Origin of the sequence: Dermatophilus congolensis (genome assembly GCF_900187045.1) — a bacterium.
In the GTDB taxonomy this organism is placed as follows: domain Bacteria; phylum Actinomycetota; class Actinomycetes; order Actinomycetales; family Dermatophilaceae; genus Dermatophilus; species Dermatophilus congolensis.
The window spans coordinates 661,385-680,733 of the sequence record NZ_LT906453.1 but is presented as its reverse complement, the minus strand read 5'-3'; the positions used below and the strand labels follow the sequence as shown (position 1 = coordinate 680,733).

Here is a 19,349-nt window from a genome sequence, read left to right as displayed (position 1 = left end):
CAGCAAAAAGCCCGGCACCGCCAACGCGGAACCGGGCCGAACTACACCTCAATCCTGCTGCTCATCAGCATGCAAAGCCTCAAACTGTGCCTGCGCAATCGTGTCTTCATCGGCATCCAACCGAATATGCGCCAGCAACGACTGCAACACCCGTAACGCACTCGCCGCCCGCGCCCCCCACGTCGCCAAATAACTGAACTGCCACCACCACAACGCCTCCGATACCGCCCCTTCAGCGTGATGGCGCAAACCATGCATCAAATCCGAGGCCACATCGGCGATATCGCCACTCAAACTTCCACTCACTACATCCCCACGCAGCAGTGGATCCACCACATCCACATACTCATCGATTCCCCGCAACAACGCCGCCAGCCCATCTCGGATGTCATCAACATCCTCCTGACTGCCCAAATCAGGCTCAAACCGCTCAAACGGCACAACATCCATGATCGCGCCCAACCGCGCACCCGTCACCAAAACCTGCGACACAGCAAGTAACAGCAGCGGAATTGCCGTCTCCGGCGAAGCACCACCAGCCACACCACGAGCAGCCGCCAAGAATGTTCGCGCCTCTAACGCCGTCTCCTCGGCAAGAATCACCAAATCATCAGGCACCTGCCCACCAGAACTACCAGCACCTTGCACCGACTCAGACATGAATCATCCGCCTCCCTTCGAAGGCGCGGCCGAGCGTGATCTCGTCCGCGTACTCAAGATCGCCCCCGACTGGCAAGCCAGAAGCCAAACGTGACACCGAAACACCCATCGACCCCATCGACCGAGCCAAATACGTAGCCGTAGCCTCCCCTTCCAAATTCGGATCAGTCGCGATGATCACCTCCTGAACAACCCCATCAGCAAGACGCGAAAACAACTGCGCTACAGACAAGTCCCCCGGACCAACGCCCTCCATTGGATTAATCGCCCCACCCAAGACGTGATACAGCCCCCGGAACTCACGCGTGCGCTCAATCGCGATCACGTCCTTAGGTTCCTCCACCACACAAATCTTCGAGGCATCACGCCGCGGATCCCCACAGATCCGGCACTTCTGCTCCTGCGCGACATTGCCGCAGACCTCACAGAACCGAACGGTCTCCTTCACATGCAGCATCGCCTCAGCCAACCGCTGCACATCCGCCTCATCAGCGCTAAGCAGGAAAAACGCGATCCGCTGAGCACTCTTCGGGCCGACCCCGGGCAACCGCCCTAGCTCGTCAATTAGATCCTGAACCGCGCCTTCATACACACCATCAGCCTAGCCCCCGACACCCCCTAACTCCGAGAGCTCTCACCTGGCAGATGCCACCCCAGGCCGCTCGTTGTACGCACCCGCCAACTCCTGGCCACTCATCGCATGAATCGCCCCCATAATCTCGTCCGTAATACTTCTACGCACCACCCCCTTAGGCACGCCAACGAACCTATCCACAAAATTCATCGGCTTGCCGTACTGCACACACACCTTCGCAGGACGCACAAAGCGCGACCCCACCGGCTGCAAATTCTCCGTACCTTGTAAAGCAGTCGGCACCACCACTGCTCCCGACTTCATCACCAACTCAGCAACCCCTGTACGACCCCGATACAAACGCCCATCCCGCGAACGCGTCCCTTCCGGATAAATACCCACCGCACCACCGCGTGCCAGTACCTCTAACTGCAGCTCCAACGACTTCTGAGCCGCACGCGGATCATCCCGATCAACTGGGATCGCACCAATACTGGTAAAGAAAGTCCGGCTAACAAAACCGGAAATACCCGACCCTGTGTAGTACTCCTTCTTAGCTAAAAAAGCAATCTCACGAGGAGTTGTCATCGGAATAATGAAACTATCCAAAAAAGACAAATGATTGCTCGCCAAAATCACCGGACCACGCAAAGGAATATTTTCCTTACCCAGCACAGTCGGCCGCAAAAGAGCACGACCCACAGGCCCAACCGTCTTACGCCCCAGCTCATACCACACCTGACTTCCCCCCTCCATCAAAAACTTCACTAACAGCGCATACTCTCACTTGCACTTCACCAGACGACTGCGTACACAAACCGCTATAAAACTCATTCATCCAGCTCGGCAATAACCACACCACCAAGTATTTCGGCAATCACAGGCTGCCCCACCTGAGACAAATCCGAAATATCTTCATCATCAGCACTGGCACCAGATTCAAACGAATCTGCATCCTCTAAAGACACTTCGGAAGCGCCAAGAGACGCCAATCCTGTCCCAGCTGATTTCGCCTTCCTAGCGGCCATCGCCGCGCGAAAAGCCTCGTGCCCTGAGTGTGGTCGCATCGCCCCATCCCCAAACACAGCGGGCGCAGATGTACTTGCCGGCAACGACCCCGCACCCGATGGGACAGGCGCCGTCTCTTCTGCAACCTCTTCCACAACAGACGTTGGCCCTATCGCAGACGTCTCATGAGGATCTGTCTGCTCATTAGACTCCACCGGTTCAACCTGATGAACAGTCTCATCTATCTGCGGTTTGCTCTCTGCAGAGCGAAACTGGAAACGCTCATCCCGTCGTTGTGAAGAAATAGGAGCTGCAGAACCCCATTCATGCGCCCCTGAGGCAAAGGGGTCTCCCGGGCCTTCGTCATATTCCACCGGTTCAGGTGGCAAATCATCCGGATAGTTCGGTGGCTGAGCCGCTTCTGCCGCAGCACTCGATCGCGCTTCAGGGCGCGAATCTCCTCTCACCGAGACATCTGGCCGCGCATCCACAGCACGAGCTGCAGCAACAGTTGCCGCGCTTCTACCCATCGTTTCTTGTGCGCTACCGCCGCGCGTATTAACCGGCGCGCGCTTGTTCGCTGCCTGTGCAGCTCGCCCAGCCCTGCCTACATCACGAGAACGCACTGAACCTGCCGCAGGCGCCTCACCACGGTCTTCCATGGCAACGCCCTCAACCCTGACATCCACCCCCCGGGCCTCGATAAGCGCCTGACGCACTACCTCAGCATGGCTGCCCTGCACGAACGTACGAGCAAGCCCCCGCGAATTAATACCAAGAAGCAAACGCTGACCATCAAAATCAAGCACCTGTGAGTGCTGCGACAAAAAGGTCCATGTCGCTCGTCTCATTCCAAAAATAACGGCCAACACATCTGGCCATGCCCGACGAATCGCATCCGTGTCCACCCCTGCGAGCGCACCCTGCTGTGGCGACTCATCATTTGTGCTGGTCGGCGCCGCCTGTTGAGGCGTGCTTGCTTTCCCTGTTTGACCAGCGCCTCGCTGACGGACTGACGTCTTTGGCTCTGGGCGTGTGGGCACTACATCACCAGCAGCAGCTGGTGCAGGCTCATCAGCACTATGAGGAGCGCTGACTTCTTGTACACGTGAACGCAAAGCACCCATATCTTGGGCATCGTCAGAACCATCTGAGGGGCGGGCTGTAGCACTGGGTGCTTCGCTCCTACCTGAAGCAGGTACGCCCCCGAGTTCAAGCCGACGTTCTAGGCGCCCCACACGAGCAATGACACCATCCTCACCAGCTGAGCGAGGCAGCAATAGCCGTGCACACAGCAACTCCAGCTGCAGCCGGGGAGCCGTAGCCCCAGTCATAGCACTCAAACCCTCGTTAACGACATCTGCTGCATAAGACAACTCACCTGTGCCGAATGCGGTTGCTTGCTCCCGTAGACGGGCAATCTGGTCCACCGGCATACCGCGCAGCACAGCTGAGAGGGTCTCTTGCGAAGCAGACTCTGTGGAATTGAGCGCCGCAATGACGATCAAATCTCGGAAGCGTTCTAGGAGGTCCTCAACAAATCGACGAGGGTCTTGTCCGGTCTCAATCACCCTGTCGATCTGCCTGAAAACTGCTCCACCATCTTGAGCCGCAATCGCATCAACAGTGGCGTCGAGCAGCTCTCCTTCGGTGAATCCCAGTAGTGCGGCGGCGCCTGCGTAAGTGATTCGACCGCCTGATCCAGCCATCAACTGATCGAGAACTGACATGGAGTCACGTACTGAGCCGCCCCCTGCCCGAACTACGAAGGAGAGCACTCCTTGCTCTACTTCGATCTGTTCCTGAGTGCATACCTGTTCCAGGTATGTCTGCAAGGCCATGGGCGGGACCAAACGGAATGGGTAGTGATGTGTCCTGGATCGGATAGTACCGATCACTTTCTCCGGTTCGGTGGTGGCGAAGATGAACTTCACGTGTTCGGGTGGTTCTTCAACGATCTTCAGTAGTGCGTTGAACCCTTGGGGGGTAACCATGTGCGCTTCGTCAATGATGTAAACGCGATAACGGGAGTTTGCTGGCCCGTAGGATGCTTTTTCTCGTAGTTCTCGGGCGTCATCAACGCCACCGTGACTTGCAGCATCAATTTCGATGACGTCTACGTTTCCTGCTCCGCCGCGGGCCAGAGCTTTGCAAGAGGAACATTCGCCGCATGGAGTAGGGGTGGGGCCTTTTTCACAGTTGAGGCATCGGGCGAGGATGCGGGCGCTCGTGGTTTTACCGCAGCCGCGTGGACCGCTGAACAGGTAGGCGTGGCCGACCCTGCCGGACTTCAACGCGTTCATGAGCGGTTCGGTCACGTGCTCCTGTCCGATGACGTCTGAGAACGTTTCGGGTCGGTAGCGGCGGTACAGGGCTTGTGTCACGTACCTGAGGTTAGCTGCCTGTGGCCGGATGGTTTTCTTGCCCGCACCGTTGGGGTGGGTACGTTGTTTTTGTTGGGGGCTTTGACCGGCGCGTATCGGGTTTTAGGTTTTCGATACGTGGAGGAGATTCACATGTGTGGTGTGTGGGCCAGGGCATGAAGGGACCCCTCGCGCACCTGGAAGAGCACACCTACCCTTGCTGCATTCCTGCCCTGGGGGAGTTCAGTGAGGTACCACCACACGAGGGGTCTGGGTTAAGGCTAGCGCAGCTGCCCCTGGGGATGCCAACAGAGCTGTTTTTGCTGGGTTCGTGGAGGTTTTGGGGTTATGGGAGCAGGGGTGTGAGCAGGCGGTGAACAGCTGTTGAGCTAAGGATTTCGGTTGCGCCGCCTTCGTCGGGTAACGTTGTCTTTGGAGGATTCGCATAGCGGCCTAGTGCGCACGATTGGAAATCGTGTTGGGTTAACCACCCTCAGGGGTTCAAATCCCCTATCCTCCGCCATAGGAGAGGCGCTCGTTTGGGTGCCTCTCCTTTTTTGTGCGCGCGAGTGACGGTGCGGCTCATGTGGCTGACAGTGCGCGATGGTCACCGCGATGCACGAACGGCGGTTTGTGGGGTAGTTGGTTTCCTTCGCAGAGCCATTCGCCGAGTTTTTCTGCTCCGTAGCGGGAGTCGTGGAGAGCAGGGACGAGGAAGAGGCGTCTTTTTCCGAGAGCTGATGCGATGGCTATTTTTACTGCTTCGATCATGAGCAGTTCACCGGTGACGGTTATTGCACCGTCGGGGACAAGGGTTGTTCCGGCGGTGAGGGTGTCAGCGATATGTTCTCCGGCTGCGCGGATGATGAATTGTGCGATTGGGTCGCCGTCGACGCAGGCACGGGCTACAAGGGGAGCGAAGTCAGCAAGGAGATCGTGTGTTCCTGGGGTGCTGAATAGTTGTGGCCATGCGTTTTCGGTGCCGAAGGCGTTGCGCGCCAGGTCCAGGAGTTTCTCAGAACCGTTGGGTACGCCGTCGCGGGCTCGTAAGGCTGCGCAGAGTCCTTCTTTGCCGATCCATGCGGCGGATCCTCGTCCGCCAAGGAGGTTGCCCCATCCGTCGAGTCGCTGCCATGTGTCTTTGAGGTTGGTTGCGAGTCCGGCTGCGGTGGCACCGAGGTCGACAATGACGCCTGCATGGACGTTTTCGAGTGCGCCGAAGAGAGTGGTGAGCAGAGAGTCGACAACGAGGGTGGGGGCGTTGGTTTCGTGGGTGAGGCGGGTGTGGAGGTGTCCCAGGTCTAGCGGATGGGTGGTGGGGTCGATGGCGGCGATGACGTGGTGGGGTGGGGCGGGGCCGGTGGTGAGGAGGGGTTGGCAGGTGGTGAGGAGGGTGTCGGTGTCGAGGGTAGTGTGGGCTAGGTCGGGGATGTCGAGGGCGGCGGTGGAGTTGGTGCCGGTGCGGTGGGCGCGCAAGCCTCGGCGACCGAGGTCGATGATGAGCAGGTCGGGTGCGGGGTGGGGTGTGGGGGTGTTGGCGGTGTGGAGGATGTGTCCGTTGATGGGGGTGTTGGGGTTGGTCATGGTGTGTCCTGTCCTCGGGGTGGCGCCGGCGGTACAGGCGGTGTGTTTACGGTGTCGCCCTGTTTTTTGGGGGTGTGGTTAATCGTAGGTAGTGGTGGTTTTTTTGGGGTGGAGGTTCGTATGCGTCAGAGGTGGTGGGTGCGGGTGGTGGTGATGTGGTTGAGGGTGTTGGGGTTGGGGTTGGGGTGGGGATGGTGTTTTGTCCGGCAAGGGCGCCGGTGATGGCTCCGACGAGGGTGGTGGTGTGGGTGCTGTCGCCGCCGAGTTGGGCTGTGGTGCGTGCGGCTTGGGCTGGGTTGGGTGGGGTGTCGTTGTGGGTGAGCATGCCGATGATTGCGCATGCTGCAGGGAGGGTTTCTTGGGGTGCGTTGGAGGTGCCGATGAGGAGGGTGATGATGTCTGCGGGGGCTTCTGGTGCTTTGGTGGCTAGTGCGTGTGCCCAGGTGAGTCTGGCGCTGATGCTGGGGCCTGCTTGGTGGTGGGGCGCGGGGGTGGGTGTGGCGTTTTCAATGGTGTCGGCGGCGGAGAGGCTGAGGGCGAAGGCTTGTGACCAGGGGGCTCCCTCAAGGGCTGCGGAGATGAGGGTGGCTGTGGCGGCTGCTGCTGCGTAGGTGAGGCGTCCGCGGTGTTCGAGTGGGAGGTGGTTGCCGACGTGGTTTGCCAGGGTTTCGATGGGGTCGCAGGGGTGGGTGAGTCCTGTGGCTAGGGCGATGGGTATCCAGGTTGGGAGTGGGTGGGAGGTGGGGGTGGGGGGTGGTGAGTGGGTTGCGTAGGCGGTGGCGAGGTTTTCGATGTCGGTGATGGTGGGGTGGGGGGTGGTGAAGTCAGGGAAGGCGTCGTTGAGTGTGGTGGTGGCTTGAGTGCGGGTGAGGCCGTGGGTGATGGTGCCTAGGACGAGGCCTAGGTGGGTTCCTGAGAGGGTTCCTGCTGCGCGGTCGGTGTAGTCGGGTGTGGTTCCCACGTGTTTGGCCTTTCTTTTGGCGTGCAGATTCCAGGATGCCGTGTTGGGTGGGGTTGGGTTGGTTTTTGCGGTGGGGTGGGTCTCAGGCGGTGGTGTGGCTGGTCGATCGATAGGTGAGTGTTTGTTGTGGAGTTGTTTGGGGGGTGTGTTGGTGGTGTTGGTGGCGCTGGGGGCTGGTGTGGTGGTGTTGGTGGGGGTGTTTTTGGTTATGGGGTGCGGGCGGTGGGGGTGCCCAGTGGCGGGTTTGTGTTGGGTGGGCCTTTCGCGGCGGTTGCGGTGGCGACGACGGGGTTGAATTCGCATGAGGATCGGGTTGTTGAGGTGGCGGTGGTGCGTTTTGGGGGGCCGGGTGGGCAGGTGTCTGCGTGGTCGAGTGTGGTGAATCCAGGTGTGGAGGTGGGTGGTTCGTCGTTGCATGGGTTGGGTGCTCGGGAGGTGGCGGATGCGCCGGGTTTTGTGGATGTGGCGGGGGCTTTGGTGGCGATGTTGGGTGGGGCGGTGGTGGTGGCGCATAACGCGGAGTTTGTGGAGGAGGTGTTGCGGGCGGAGTTTTTGCGGGCGGGGTTGTTGGCGCCGAGTGTGCCTGCGGTGTCGTTGGGGAGGTTGTCTCAGTTGGTCGTGGATACGCCGAATCATCGGTTGGGGACAGTGGCGGCGCGGTTGGGTACGCGGCATCGGCCGGATGGGTCTGCTGTGGCGGAGGCTGCTGCGGTGTGTGAGGTGGCGAGTGTGTTGTTGCCGGGGCAGATGGGGCGTGTGGTGTTTCCGGTGCCGGTGTTGCCTGAGGTTTCGCGGGAGGCGGTGGCGGGCGTGGGCAGGCCGCGGTCGGCGTTGCCGCCTGCACCGGTGGTGGATGGCTGGTTGACGCAGGTGATGCGTTCGATGTCGGTGGGGGTTGTTGAGCTACATGATGCGCGGGCTGCGGCGTATACCGATGCGTTGGTGACGTTGTTGTCGCGGGGGCGTGTTGTTTCAGATGAGGTGCGGTTGTTGAATCGTTCGGCAGTGCGTTCAGGGTTTTCGGCAGAGGCGATTCGGGGGACGTTGGAGCGGTTTTTGGAGTTGGTGCGGCAAGCGGCGTTTGCGAATGTGGAGGTGTTGAAGTCGGGGCATGTGCGTCATTTGAGGGCGTTGGCGGTGTCGGTGGGGGTGCCGACGTATTTTGATGATTTGATTCCGCCGCCTGCTCCGGTGGCGCCTGTGCCGGGGTCGGGTTCGTTTGCTCGGCCGGTGCGTAAGCCGTTGCCTGCGTTGCCGGTGGAGCGTGGGCCGCGGTGTGGTCGGTGTTTGCAGGTGGGGCATTGGGCTTCTGCGTGTCCGCGGCGTGGTGTTGGTGGTGTGGGGAGAGTGGATCCGGTTGATCCGGTGTGAGTTGTGATGGTTTTAGCGGTTGAGGAGGGTTTCTAGGACGGTGATGGTGCCGTGTTCGGTGTTGGGGGGTGCGATGTAGTTGGCGCGTTGGATGATTTCTGGGTGGCCGTTGGCCATAGCGAAGGAGAGCTCGGCGGTGTCGAGCATGTCGGCGTCGTTGAAGTAGTCGCCGAATACGAGTGTGTGTTTTCGGTCGATTCCGAGTGTTTTTTGGAGTTCTTGAACGGCGAGTCCTTTGTGTACTCCGTGGGACATGACGTCGATCCAGTTGGGGCCGGAGATGACGACTTGGTGTGTGTGGAGTAGGGGGTCGAAGTGGTGGGCGATCTCTTCGGCTGGGCCGAAGTCGAAGATGGCTACTTTGAGGATGTCGTCGTCGATGGTGTGGAGGTCTTCGACGAGTTCGAGGGCGGCGTAGTAGACACGGCATTGGTCGAGGAATGGCTGGTGGTTCCATTCAACGTAGGCGGAACGTTTTCCGCAGACGACGGCGCCGAGGCGGTGGCCTTTTTCGTGGGTGTTTCGCACGATGTTGATGGCGGTGGTGACGATGTTGTGGTCGAGGGTGACTGAGGAGATTTCTTCGTCGCCGTGGACGACGTAGGCGCCGTTTTCGGCGATGGTGTAGAGGTTGTCGCCGGCGGGGGCGAAGAGTTCGCGGAGAGTGGCAAGTTGTCGTCCAGAGGCGGGGGCGAAAGCGATGCCGCGTTCGCGCATGCTGGTGAGGATGTTCCAGAAGGTGTCGGGGATGTTGCCGTTGTTGTCTAGGAGTGAGCCGTCCATGTCTGCGACGACTAGAGCGGGTACGAGGTGGGTGGGGACGTCGTGGACTGTGCGGCGTCCTTGTGCCCAGGCTGGGGTGTTGGCGCTTGTTGTCTGTGTTTGCTCAGACTGGTTGTTCATTCATGCCGCCGTTCGTTGAGGGTGTGGAGGTGGTGGGGTGTTGCATCCAAGGCTACGACGTGGTTGTTTGGCAGCTGGTTGGGGGTGCGGGTGGGATGTTTGTAGGGGAATAAAAATGAGCCGGTTCCTGTGGGAACCGGCTCATTTTTATGGCGGTGGCGGTGGGATTTGAACCCACGGAGGAGTTGCCCCCTCACGCGCTTTCGAGGCGCGCTCCTTCGGCCGCTCGGACACGCCACCGCGAACTACGTTAAACGAGAGAGCCCCGTTCGGCGAAATCCGTTGCGTTCAGGTTTCTCCAGTGGTGGGTGTGCTGGATCATCGTCGTGCTTCGAAGAAGGTGGTGAGGAGGTGGGCGCATTCGTGGGCGTAGAGGCCACCGATGGTTTCGATGCGATGTAGTGCGCGTGGGTCTCGGGGTAAGTCCCATACTGACCCGCAGGCGCCGGCCTTGTCGTCCCATGCTCCGAAGACGATGCGGGCGATTCTGGCTGACATTGCTGCGCCCGCGCACATGACGCACGGTTCGAGGGTGACCACGAGTGTGCATCCGTCTAGGCGGCCGGAGTTAATTGTTTTTGCCGCTGCGGTGAGCGCAACGATTTCGGCGTGCCCCGTCGGGGTTTTCTCAAGTTCTCTTGTGTTTCTACCGTGTCCGAGGATTTTTTGGTTTTGATCCAGGACGAGAGCACCAACTGGAATATCGCTGTGTGCAGCAGCTTTTCGGGCAAGTTCTAGGGCTGTGCGCATGGCGGCATGGTCAGCGAGTGCTGCTGTGAAACCTGTGGGTTCTTCCCCTACGGGTTGTGGGGTTTCTTCGGGTTTCATGGCTTCCCCTCTCGTGCCGAGCTCACACCCAACCGTCGACTCCCCGTACAGTTTCGACCATGCAGGTACACGTGGCCGACCACCCGCTCATCAAGCACAAGCTCACTTACTTGAGGGATCGACGTACTGATTCCCCTACGTTCCGTCGTCTCGCTGAGGAACTGGTGACGCTGCTGGCCTATGAGGCGACGCGGCATATCCGGACAGCTCCGATGGAAATCAATACCCCTGTGACCAGCACTATCGGTGTGCGTTTGGCAGATCCTAAGCCTGTTCTGGTCCCGATTTTGCGGGCTGGTTTGGGGATGCTTGAAGGCATGGTGCGCATTCTGCCGACGGCTGAGGTTGGGTTCCTTGGGATGGTGCGCGATGAGGAAACGCTCGATGTGAGTGCTTACGCGAACCGTTTGCCTGAAAACCTTGAGGGTCGTCAGGTTTTTGTCGTGGACCCGATGCTAGCGACGGGACACACGCTGGTGATGTCGATGGACTTCCTGCGTGCTCGTGGCGCCAAAGACATTACGTGCGTCTGTCTTATCGGCTCCCCTGAGGGATTGGAGCTGTTGAAGGAGTATGGCGCTAAGGCAGAGGGCGAGGCAGATATCAAGATCGTCTTGGGTGCGATCGATGAGAAGTTGGATGAGAACGGCTATATCGTTCCTGGTCTCGGTGATGCTGGTGATCGTCTTTACGGGGTGGTTCATCACGGCAGCTGACCGGTTTTCCACATATTCTTTGCGTTCTTTGCGCTGTTTTTAACACCCCGTGACCCGCAGAGAGAGACATTTCGCTGATATGTCGGTGGCGCCTTGTCGTGAGGCGAGTCGCCCCGTCTTGTCAGGTTTCTATGTGTTTGCATATATCGAAAAGAATTTCGGCCCGGCTTTTTACGTATTTGAGCCGGCGCTGTTGAGTGTCTCTCCCTCACCCCTCTCGAGAGTCAAGGACCGACTGTGCACATCGACTGGAAAAAAGTCCTCTGGTGGCTGTTCATCATTTTCATTGTGTATTCGATCTTTACTTCACCGAATCAGTCCGCCGAAGTTGTGCGGGCGCTTTTCGACATCATCATCAACGGTTTCCGGGCGTTGAGTGAGTTTTTGCAGGGTGTGATGCGTCGCTGATAGCGCGGCTGGGTTATGGGCTCTGAGGCGCAGGTTCTTCAGCGAGAACGAGGCCTTCGTCATGCTTCGGCTTTTCTTCTCGATGATGAAGAAGTGGTTCTTGCCACGAATATGCACTGGGTGAATATTGCTGAGCCTGTTGCCACGGTGGTGCTGTCGTTGCTGGTCTGTGTGTGGTTTAACGCCACTAACAGTTCCTCGGCGGGTGATTTGCTGTGGTGGGCGTGGTTTGCCGTGTTGGCTCGATGGGCTTGGCGGTGGTTTGAGTGGCGGAGGCAGTGGTTTATCTGCACTGATCAGCGATTGTTACTTATCACCGGTATTTGGGTACGTAGCGTGGCCATGATGCCTTTGGGCAAGGTGACCGATATTAAGTACAACCGTTCGGTGCTGGGTAGGTTGCTGGGATTTGGTGATTTCCGGTTTGAGACGCCGGGGCAGGATCAGGCATTTGATCATGTGCATCCGTTGCCTCAGCCTGATGATTTGTATCGGAAAATTATCAGGCAGTCGATGGGTGATGGCTCTGGTAAGAAAAATCGGAGTTCGCAGGTTTCGGGTGAGGGTGTTCCCGCCGCTGAGGGGGGCGGCGATGATGGCCCTGCTTTTGAGATCGGGTATGAGGATGTGACTCCGATGCATCCGATTGTTCCGCCAACTCAGCCGATTACTGAGCCGTTTGAAGTTCCTTCGCAGTGGCGGCGTGTGCCACGTGAGGACGATGTTCCTGCGGGGTCTCGGCGGGCTCATCCGGATGTTCCGGTTGTGTCGGATCCGATTATCTCTGGTGAGAGCAGATCTGGTGTTTTTGAGCAGATTGAGCCGGGTGAGGGACCGGTTTTGAAGAAGTACGGGCGGCGGCGGAAACGCTGAGGTTTGGTGTGGTTATTCGAGACGCCCGGGGGTGGGTCCTGTTTTGCCGATGACTGAGCCGTCGTCGGGAACGCTGGGGAGACGTTCGTCTGTATTGATGCTGGGTCTGGCCTCTTCTTCGGCGTTGTTAGCGGCGAGGTCGGCGAGGTGTTGTTCGTGTTCGCGTTCTTGTTCCGCGCGTTCTTCGGGGGTGAGGAGTCTTCGGGGGGTGAGGAGTTGGTAGAAGCCGAGAGCGTTTCCCCAGTAGTCGGAGAAGTTTGCGAATGCGACGACGTCGGGGACGGTGACGACATCACCAATGGGTACTTCGGCGGTGCGCATGCGTTCGGCGGCTGCTTCAACGTCGGCTACTTCGAGGCGGACACGGGCGTTGTTGGCTCCGGGACGGTCGTGACCGGTGGAGAGTTGCAGCCATGTTCCAGGGCTGATTTGCCATTCGAGGAAGTCATCCATGGGGGCGGTGTCGGGGCCACGTCCAAATACGCGCGTGTAGAAGTCGAGTACCTCGTTTGTATCGCCTGCGTTGATGGCGATGGTCATGCCGGTGAGGTCGCTCATGTATTCAGGGTAGGGCGCGCAGGGCGTAACGCATTGTTGTGTTGCCGACAGGGCGCGTCGGATCGCCTGTGGGGGCGCCGATCGTGATGATGCAGGATCGGCGCCGCAGCGGGGATACTCAGGCGCGTTCGAGTTTCCAGTGCTGGTTTTTTTCGTTGGCTGGTTCTTGTTGAGTGGGGCGTCCGTTTGTGTTGGCCAGGGCGAGTCCGCTGAATCGGGAGCGGATGCTGTAGGTGCCCCCGGGTGTGGAGTGGATGTGCCAGCGGCGCCGGCTTCCAGCGGAGTCGACGGTGGTGGGGGCGTATGTGGTGGCGTCTACAGGCACGCCGATCTGTCCTCGGCCGTCGTGGAGGGTGAGCATAGTTGCGCTGTCGGTGTGGCGGATGTGGTAGGTGAAGTCTTCTAGCCGTTCGATGGTGAAGGTGTCTTTTGCGCCTGCTTTGTCGGTGAGGGTGCCGTTTTTGACGGTCAGGCCGTTGCCGTTGGCTGCATTGACGATTCGATATTTTCCTGGGTCAGGTCGGGTAGTGGCGGTGTGGTAGTAGGTGCGCAGGTAGTCGATGTGGAAGGCTGCGGGGAGGAATTGGGGGTTGGGCGCACCAAGGTGCCCTTCGAGGCTGAGGACGGCGTGGCGGGACATGCGTGCCATGGAGGGGTGGGGGGCTGGGGTTTCCCAGGCGAGTTTGCGGTCGAAGTAGAACCGGAGTTTGCCGTCGCGGCGTTCGAGTCCGTAGGTGTGGTAGGCGGCGCTGATGTCGGGCAGGCCTGTTTCGTAGTTTTTTCCTCCGTGGGCGATGTGTCCGGTGGATGCCCACGTATGGGTGGCCATGTTCATTTGGGAGAAGGAGAAGGTCTCCATGATGTCGATTTCGGGGTGGGGGTCGGCGCCGGTGAGGAGGCGGTCAACGTGGTCGTGGTTGGAGGATTGGAGCCAGATTGCGGATAGGACGTTGGCTCGGCGGTCAAGTGCGCGGGCACGGAATTCAACGAGTGTGCATACGCCGGGTAGGTCGAAGGTGGATTCGACGGCGCCAAAGGAGTAGCTGTTTCCTTCGCGTTTAGCGCTCAGCTGTAGGGCGCCGTTGGCGAAGGTGACGTTGTTGTCGTTGAAGGTGCCGGCTTTGGAGGTGGGGTACCACAGGCCGCGTTTCCAGCGGCCGGAGCTGGAGGAGTTTGCGAAGTTATCGCTCAGGGCGGGGATGAGCGTCCACTCTGGGCCGATTTGCGCGGGAGGGGGGCTTGTTGGGGTGCTGGGTTTGGGTGGGTTGGCTGTGGCGGTGCTTAGTCCGGTGAGGCTGGCTCCGAGGGTCATGGCTCCAGCGATGAGGGTGCGTCGGGTGATGTGTCGTTTGTGGCTCATGGTGTTCCTCTGTGATGTGAGCGTTGAGTTAGGCAAGGAGTGGGGCGGCGTGAAGGAGGTACGCCTGAGGTGGGGCCACCGGGTTGGTGTGGCCCCACCTCAGGCGTAAAAGTTGGGTTGGTGGGAAGCAGTCAAGGCGATGGACATATGCATGAATCTGCTTGTGCTGCAGCTTTTCCCAGGGAAGCTAGTTTAAGCCGGTTGTGTGGCTGGCTTGGCTGGAGGGCTGGGTTTTCGGCCAGAGGCAGATGTGCGAGGGGGGCTTGTTGCTGCTGTGCTTTTTCCTTGGGGTGGAAAGCACTTTGCACTGATTCAGGTAGTCGGGTTTTTGGTGAATGAGCAACGCCTGAAATCTGCACTTTTCATGAGTGCTACCTGAGCGACATATCACCGGGTGGGTACCACGTAACCCACATATTTGGGTGATCTCAGTACCGGATTACGAATATACGCAGTTTGCCAAGACCTTATTTGAGGCTGCAAACAGCTCCCCAACTGCAATAACAACTCAGATGCCGGGGGTTTGTGTTTGATTGAAACGCTTGGGAAAAGCACCCACATGTGGGGCCCTGGGCTTTCCTGCGCTGCGGCGTAATGTTCCGGCTTGAAAGGGAGTTGGGGGGATGTTGAAGACCGCCTGGGACCCTCATGCCACCCGATCGGGGAGGGCATACACCTCACAGATCCTCGTAGGAGTACATGTGCGTCGAACCATTGCAGCGACAGCAGCCGGAGCACTTCTTCTCGCCGCCTTGCCGGCATCAGCCGGGCATGCGTCAACTAATCAGGGTGAAAACCTCACCGCTGAGCTCGCCGTATCTGTGATTAAGAATTATCAGGAAAACCGAACAGCTACCGCCACCGCGGAACAAAAATCACAGCAGGCTCTACCGACGAACCGGTACTCGCAAGAGGCTTTGAAGAGCCTCAACCAAGATAAGAACGAAATTGGTCAGCTGAAGCAGAACACTGACAGCGACAAGATGTTCGACCGCAGCACGGTGGATGTGAAGGTCGATGGAATCAAGACCAACGGTGACACAGCCACCGTGAACACCACAGACACCACGCGTTTGAAGCTGCGTAACCCCAACCAGGGCGTGGGTGATTACGCATCGGAATCTCGTCAGCGCTGCTACACGTTTAAGCGAGTGAACGGCACATGGCAGCTGGAGGGGGCAAAAGAAAATGACAACATGACCCCAGAGCAGCGCCAGATGGCTGGCCCTGCAGCAGCCGATGTGCTGGGGCAGCTTCCTTCTAAGCCTGCTGGCACTGCGAAGAAGTTCAAAGGCAAGCCTGACTCTCCTGAGATTGTTGCCAAGCTAGCCAAGATTCCGGGCCGAGCAGATAAAACCCCAGGAAATAAGCCGAGCAAGCCTGGCAACGATGGCCAAAAGCCAGGTGAAAAGCCAAGCGAGAAGCCAGGTGAAAAACCAGGAGACAAGCCTGGTGAGACGAGCAGTGTCTACGACCGTAAGAAAGCGGTCGCGTATGCCTGGAAGCACGTGTACTTCCACAACAAGAAGCAGTACCCGACGTGGCGCAACGTGGACTGCACCAACTTTGTATCGCAGGTTTTGAATGCCGGTGGATGGTCGAACGTTCCGGGTGCATTTAGCAGCGATAAGGCTTGGTACTTCAAGGGTGGTACTCAGAACCCAAGCCCCCAGTCGGTGAAGACAAGCTTGAGCTGGATTAACGCCTCGAAGTTGGGTGACTTCATGCGCGCTAACCCGGATCGGGCTGTGATGTTCCGTGATCCGGCAAATGCCAAAGTTGGCGACATCGTGCAGTTCAAGTGGTCGAAGAACAACCGTATTAGCCACAGCGCTGTGGTGACTGGTGTTACTGCCTTCGGGTTGCTAGTGACCTACCACTCTGCTGACAAGCTGAACCAGCCGCTCAACGCAATCATGCGTCACGACCCGAATGCTGAGGTCTTCTTCTACTCCCCGCGCTGATCCGTGCCAGGAATAAGCTAGCAAGTAATTATTTTGAGGGGCTGGGCCGTTGATACGGCCCAGCCCCTCAATGCGAGCCTGTATTTCTCGACTTGTCGCTATACAACGATTGGCGAGCAGGTGCATCAAAACAAAAAAATCGGAACCGATGATCGGTTCCGATTTACTGTGGCGCACCCGTAGGGATTCGAACCCCAAACCTTCTGATCCGTAGTCAGATGCTCTATCCGTTGAGCTACGGGTGCTTGTCGCTCGCAACAAGGAAGACATTACTCGAGTTGAGCGGAAAAGACCAAATCGAGTGACCAGCAAACCCTGAATCCGCACCTACATGCCTGCCACCAGCAAAAACATCACAAAGAAAAACCCAGAAACCGACCCGCATGCCCGCCACCACTTCCATCAACAGCGGCACGCTCACCTCTCATCCATGCTGCAACAGTTCACCCGACTGAAGGCCTTATTCCTGCCACCTGTCCCGAAACCTCCAAAACCCAAAGGCCCGAAACTTTTTGATGAGCAAAAAGTTTCGGGCCTTTGATGTGGCGGAGGTGGAGGGATTTGAACCCTCGATGGGGTTTAACCCCCAAACCCGCTTAGCAGGCGGGCGCCATAGACCGGACTAGGCGACACCTCCACGCATATGACACTTACCAGGCAAGAAAACTCTTACCTGCGTCTGCATCACAGCACCACCACACTACCCGCCAAGACACCCCAAACTCAAAACGAGGCACACACTCACCAAAACCTCTCACCACGGGGCACACCAACCGGCTTCAGCCCAGAGTTCGTATACATTCATCCACCCTGCCGCCGGAATTCCACACGTACAGTTACACGTTGCAGAAGACAGCGGACGGCAGAATAGACGAATTCACCCCCAAGATCTCCTCAAACCGGCAAGACAGGAAACGATGACGGAAACCCCGAGCGTGCGTCAGACGGTAATTCCCCGCCCTGCGGCACAGCCCCGCCGCCTACGCACCTTCATGACACGAATCCTGGCAGGAACCATCCTTCCCGGTGCCGGACTCATGCTCAGCGGCCGCACCCTCGCCGGGGGCCTATTCCTCAGCTTTTTTGTCCTGGGCATCGTCGCAAGCGCCCTAACAGCCATCGCTATCGGCCCCACCAAAGCCGCAATTCTCGTAGCCACCAACCCCACCCTCCTTATACCTCTAGCCATCGCAGCAGGAATCTTCATCCTCCTGCTCATCGCAAGCCTCATCTGGACCGCCGACCTCAACTGGCCCTCACCAGCAGGACGCACCAAAAAAGCCCTCGCAGGGCTGACAGCGTTCCTTCTCATCGCGGCCCTCATCGCCCCCACCGCACGAGCCATGCAATATGTCTTCATCACCTCAAACCTCGTCGGTAACGTCTTTTCCGCATCAGCTCCTAAAGGAAAAGAAGTAGGCATCGGCAAAGACCCCTGGGCCGGGATCCCCCACGTCAACGTGCTCCTCGTCGGCTCTGACGCACAAAAAGACCGCCCCGGCGTACGCACCGACTCAATGATGATGGCCAGCATCGACACCCAAACCGGAGACACCCTGCTGGTCTCCATACCCCGCAACCTCGAAAACGCACCCTTCCCCAGCAGCAGCCCTCTAGCCAAAATTCACCCCAATGGCTTCCGCTGCAAAGAAGACTGCCTACTCAACGAGGTATGGACAGAAGGCGAAGAACACGCACACCTCTATCCCGGCGATCCACGCCCTGGCCTGACAGCCCTCAAAGAGTCCATCTCCGAAATCACTGGGCTCACTCCCGACTACTCCGTTGTCATCGACATGAAAAGCTTCCAAGCACTCGTCAACGCCATGGGCGGTGTCGACATCAACGTCAAACACCGCATCCCCATTGGCGGAGAAGTCACCAACGGCAATATCGTCCCCGGATCCATCAAAGGCTGGATAGAACCCGGCGTACAACATCTCGACGGCTATCACGCCATGTGGTATGCCCGCGGCCGCGCCACCACCGACGACTACAACCGCACCGCACGCCAACGCTGCATGGTCAACGCCCTCGTTAAACAAGTCGACCCATGGACGATGATCGACCGTTTCCCCCAAGTTGCAGCGGTCATCAACGAACACATCCACACCGACGTACCCCAAGACCACCTACCCGCCTGGGCAGATCTCGTCGAAAAAATGCAAAAAGGAAAAATTCGCAGCTTCGGCCTCAACGCATCAAACACAAACGTGGCAAACCCGGACTACCGACACATCCGCGAAATGATCCAGGCATCCATGTTCGGGCAGCCTCTGCCCACCCCCACCTACACTGACGGCCGCGCCGTCCCACCAGCCTTCCGTAGCCGTCCAACACCCACACCCACCCCAGAAAACAGCATCAGCGCCCCCTCCAACACCACACCTGCCCCAGCCACTCCCACCGTTGAGGACGCTACAGACGCTGACGCAGCAGCAGCCTGCTAAACCGCCTTCTGCTCGCTTCTACCCCACCACCAACGCGCCCCAGCCAACGCCATCACTGCCACGGCAAAAACACCAACCCACTTGGCATAAAAAGTAATCAACGGCAGTGCTGACTCTCCCAATGCAACACCAGCAGCAAAAAAGCTCACTTGCGTCACCACCGCTGCCACGACATCCACCACGACAAATACCCACAACCGCACCCGCGACTGCCCCAGCAATGCATAAATCAACTCACGCGGCAGCGGCAACGGGACATATGCAAGCGCAACCGCCAAAACGCGATACCGACGCACCACCACCTCAGCCCGTTCCACTCGTTTCACTGCCCGCGGTGAGCCTCCCGCCAGGGTGATCATCACTTTCTCACCCCACAGCGCACCCGCCCACCAATACACCCAGTGAAACTTCATGATCGAAACAATGCTCACCACCAATGCCAGCAACCACGGCTCACCCCGACCAGCCGCAAGCACCCCCAAAGCAACCAGTGCAGTACGCGAACCAGTCAACATCGCCAATACTGCAGGCGACAACGCCAACAGCACCGGCCTGGCAAGCAGCGAAACCACCTGGTAAACAGCCACTACCGACAGCGAAATCCCACATAACGCCGCTGCCCATCCCGAGTGCCCCTCAAAACGAAACTTCACCCGCATAACCTGCCTCCCTCACAGGCGCCCCCACACATACGGATGCCCCACACACAACAATGCCCGGTCAGCTGCGCAAAGCGCAGCCACCGGGCATTGTCTACGAACGCGCCGT

The 19,349-nt window shown here is 58.7% G+C and carries 18 protein-coding genes, 4 tRNA genes and 1 other RNA gene; 8 read left to right on the top strand and 15 right to left on the bottom strand.

Translation table 11 applies throughout. From position 1 onward, the window contains the following. Nucleotides 1-48: 48 nt before the first annotated feature. From CKV89_RS02920 to ffs, 5 genes are all read right to left on the bottom strand, one after another. Nucleotides 49-660 carry a DUF5063 domain-containing protein gene (locus CKV89_RS02920; protein WP_051277629.1) on the bottom strand — a complete coding sequence of 204 codons (612 nt, stop codon included), beginning with the start codon at nucleotides 658-660 and terminating at the stop codon, nucleotides 49-51. Further along, nucleotides 653-1,252 carry a recombination mediator RecR gene (gene recR, locus CKV89_RS02915; protein ID WP_028327527.1) on the bottom strand — a complete coding sequence of 200 codons (600 nt, stop codon included), beginning with the start codon at nucleotides 1,250-1,252 and terminating at the stop codon, nucleotides 653-655. The genes CKV89_RS02920 and recR overlap by 8 nt, the downstream gene beginning before the upstream one ends. Before the next feature lie 42 nt (nucleotides 1,253-1,294). Beyond that, a complete protein-coding gene (locus CKV89_RS02910) occupies nucleotides 1,295-1,990 on the bottom strand; it encodes a lysophospholipid acyltransferase family protein (protein WP_028327526.1) in 696 nt (231 codons plus the stop codon). Nucleotides 1,991-2,064: 74 nt separating this feature from the next. Further along, the gene (locus tag CKV89_RS02905; protein ID WP_028327525.1) at nucleotides 2,065-4,626 is read right to left on the bottom strand and encodes a DNA polymerase III subunit gamma and tau; all 2,562 of its coding nucleotides are present in this window, start codon (nucleotides 4,624-4,626) and stop codon (nucleotides 2,065-2,067) included. Between the two features lie 156 nt (nucleotides 4,627-4,782). Beyond that, nucleotides 4,783-4,879, bottom strand: an RNA gene (gene ffs / locus CKV89_RS02900) — signal recognition particle sRNA small type. Between the two features lie 160 nt (nucleotides 4,880-5,039). On the opposite strand from ffs, the gene CKV89_RS02895 reads away from it, so the two are divergent. Further along, a tRNA-Ser gene (locus tag CKV89_RS02895) sits at nucleotides 5,040-5,128 on the top strand. Nucleotides 5,129-5,187: 59 nt separating this feature from the next. On the opposite strand, the gene CKV89_RS02890 is transcribed toward CKV89_RS02895, so the two are convergent. Together CKV89_RS02890 and CKV89_RS11660 are read right to left on the bottom strand one after the other, a co-directional pair. Next, nucleotides 5,188-6,189 (bottom strand): BadF/BadG/BcrA/BcrD ATPase family protein, encoded by a 1,002-nt coding sequence (locus CKV89_RS02890; RefSeq protein WP_051277626.1) that lies wholly within the window; start codon nucleotides 6,187-6,189, stop codon nucleotides 5,188-5,190. 46 nt (nucleotides 6,190-6,235) lie between these two features. Then, nucleotides 6,236-7,150, bottom strand: a complete 915-nt coding sequence (locus tag CKV89_RS11660) for an ADP-ribosylglycohydrolase family protein (protein ID WP_154657674.1) — start codon at nucleotides 7,148-7,150, stop codon at nucleotides 6,236-6,238. Nucleotides 7,151-7,276: 126 nt separating this feature from the next. On the opposite strand from CKV89_RS11660, the gene CKV89_RS02880 reads away from it, so the two are divergent. After that, on the top strand, nucleotides 7,277-8,521 hold the full coding sequence (locus tag CKV89_RS02880; RefSeq protein ID WP_154657673.1) for a 3'-5' exonuclease: 1,245 nt from the start codon (nucleotides 7,277-7,279) through the stop codon (nucleotides 8,519-8,521). Between the two features lie 12 nt (nucleotides 8,522-8,533). Here the strand turns inward: CKV89_RS02880 and CKV89_RS02875 are convergent, their stop codons facing one another. The 3 genes from CKV89_RS02875 to tadA all read right to left on the bottom strand — a co-directional run bounded on the left by CKV89_RS02875 (nucleotide 8,534) and on the right by tadA (nucleotide 10,252). Then, nucleotides 8,534-9,424, bottom strand: a complete 891-nt coding sequence (locus tag CKV89_RS02875) for a Cof-type HAD-IIB family hydrolase (protein WP_084441188.1) — start codon at nucleotides 9,422-9,424, stop codon at nucleotides 8,534-8,536. Between the two features lie 150 nt (nucleotides 9,425-9,574). Then, a tRNA-Ser gene (locus tag CKV89_RS02870) sits at nucleotides 9,575-9,664 on the bottom strand. 78 nt (nucleotides 9,665-9,742) lie between these two features. Beyond that, complete coding sequence (gene tadA, locus CKV89_RS02865; RefSeq protein ID WP_407919579.1) at nucleotides 9,743-10,252, bottom strand: tRNA adenosine(34) deaminase TadA; 510 nt, start codon at nucleotides 10,250-10,252, stop codon at nucleotides 9,743-9,745. A 59-nt stretch (nucleotides 10,253-10,311) separates the two neighbouring features. Here tadA and upp point away from each other — a divergent pair, with 59 nt between their 5' ends. The 3 genes from upp to CKV89_RS02855 all read left to right on the top strand — a co-directional run bounded on the left by upp (nucleotide 10,312) and on the right by CKV89_RS02855 (nucleotide 12,249). Beyond that, nucleotides 10,312-10,968: a uracil phosphoribosyltransferase gene (gene upp / locus CKV89_RS02860; protein ID WP_028327520.1), complete on the top strand. Its 657-nt coding sequence runs from the start codon at nucleotides 10,312-10,314 to the stop codon at nucleotides 10,966-10,968. A gap of 237 nt (nucleotides 10,969-11,205) precedes the next feature. Next, on the top strand, nucleotides 11,206-11,376 hold the full coding sequence (locus CKV89_RS12015; protein WP_169714598.1) for a hypothetical protein: 171 nt from the start codon (nucleotides 11,206-11,208) through the stop codon (nucleotides 11,374-11,376). A 15-nt stretch (nucleotides 11,377-11,391) separates the two neighbouring features. After that, nucleotides 11,392-12,249: a PH domain-containing protein gene (locus tag CKV89_RS02855; protein ID WP_051277625.1), complete on the top strand. Its 858-nt coding sequence runs from the start codon at nucleotides 11,392-11,394 to the stop codon at nucleotides 12,247-12,249. 12 nt (nucleotides 12,250-12,261) lie between these two features. Here CKV89_RS02855 and CKV89_RS02850 read toward each other — a convergent pair whose 3' ends face one another. Both CKV89_RS02850 and CKV89_RS02845 read right to left on the bottom strand, forming a co-directional pair. Then, nucleotides 12,262-12,807, bottom strand: a complete 546-nt coding sequence (locus tag CKV89_RS02850; protein ID WP_034401329.1) for a VOC family protein — start codon at nucleotides 12,805-12,807, stop codon at nucleotides 12,262-12,264. A gap of 118 nt (nucleotides 12,808-12,925) precedes the next feature. Beyond that, nucleotides 12,926-14,167 (bottom strand): RICIN domain-containing protein, encoded by a 1,242-nt coding sequence (locus CKV89_RS02845; RefSeq protein WP_051277624.1) that lies wholly within the window; start codon nucleotides 14,165-14,167, stop codon nucleotides 12,926-12,928. A gap of 701 nt (nucleotides 14,168-14,868) precedes the next feature. On the opposite strand from CKV89_RS02845, the gene CKV89_RS02840 reads away from it, so the two are divergent. Continuing rightward, nucleotides 14,869-16,131, top strand: coding sequence for an amidase domain-containing protein (locus tag CKV89_RS02840; RefSeq protein ID WP_028327519.1), 1,263 nt, complete (start codon nucleotides 14,869-14,871; stop codon nucleotides 16,129-16,131). A 169-nt stretch (nucleotides 16,132-16,300) separates the two neighbouring features. On the opposite strand, the gene CKV89_RS02835 is transcribed toward CKV89_RS02840, so the two are convergent. Next, a tRNA-Arg gene (locus tag CKV89_RS02835) sits at nucleotides 16,301-16,376 on the bottom strand. 86 nt (nucleotides 16,377-16,462) lie between these two features. On the opposite strand from CKV89_RS02835, the gene CKV89_RS02830 reads away from it, so the two are divergent. Next, the gene (locus tag CKV89_RS02830; protein ID WP_028327518.1) at nucleotides 16,463-16,672 is read left to right on the top strand and encodes a hypothetical protein; all 210 of its coding nucleotides are present in this window, start codon (nucleotides 16,463-16,465) and stop codon (nucleotides 16,670-16,672) included. Between the two features lie 2 nt (nucleotides 16,673-16,674). Here the strand turns inward: CKV89_RS02830 and CKV89_RS02825 are convergent. Continuing rightward, nucleotides 16,675-16,768 (bottom strand) — tRNA-Ser (locus CKV89_RS02825). Nucleotides 16,769-17,048: 280 nt separating this feature from the next. Here CKV89_RS02825 and CKV89_RS02820 point away from each other — a divergent pair. Then, entirely contained in the window at nucleotides 17,049-18,581 is a 1,533-nt protein-coding gene (locus CKV89_RS02820) for an LCP family protein (RefSeq protein WP_051277623.1), read from the top strand. Here CKV89_RS02820 and CKV89_RS02815 read toward each other — a convergent pair. Beyond that, a complete protein-coding gene (locus CKV89_RS02815) occupies nucleotides 18,578-19,240 on the bottom strand; it encodes a DedA family protein (RefSeq protein ID WP_231935431.1) in 663 nt (220 codons plus the stop codon). The genes CKV89_RS02820 and CKV89_RS02815 overlap by 4 nt on opposite strands. Nucleotides 19,241-19,349 lie beyond the last annotated feature (109 nt).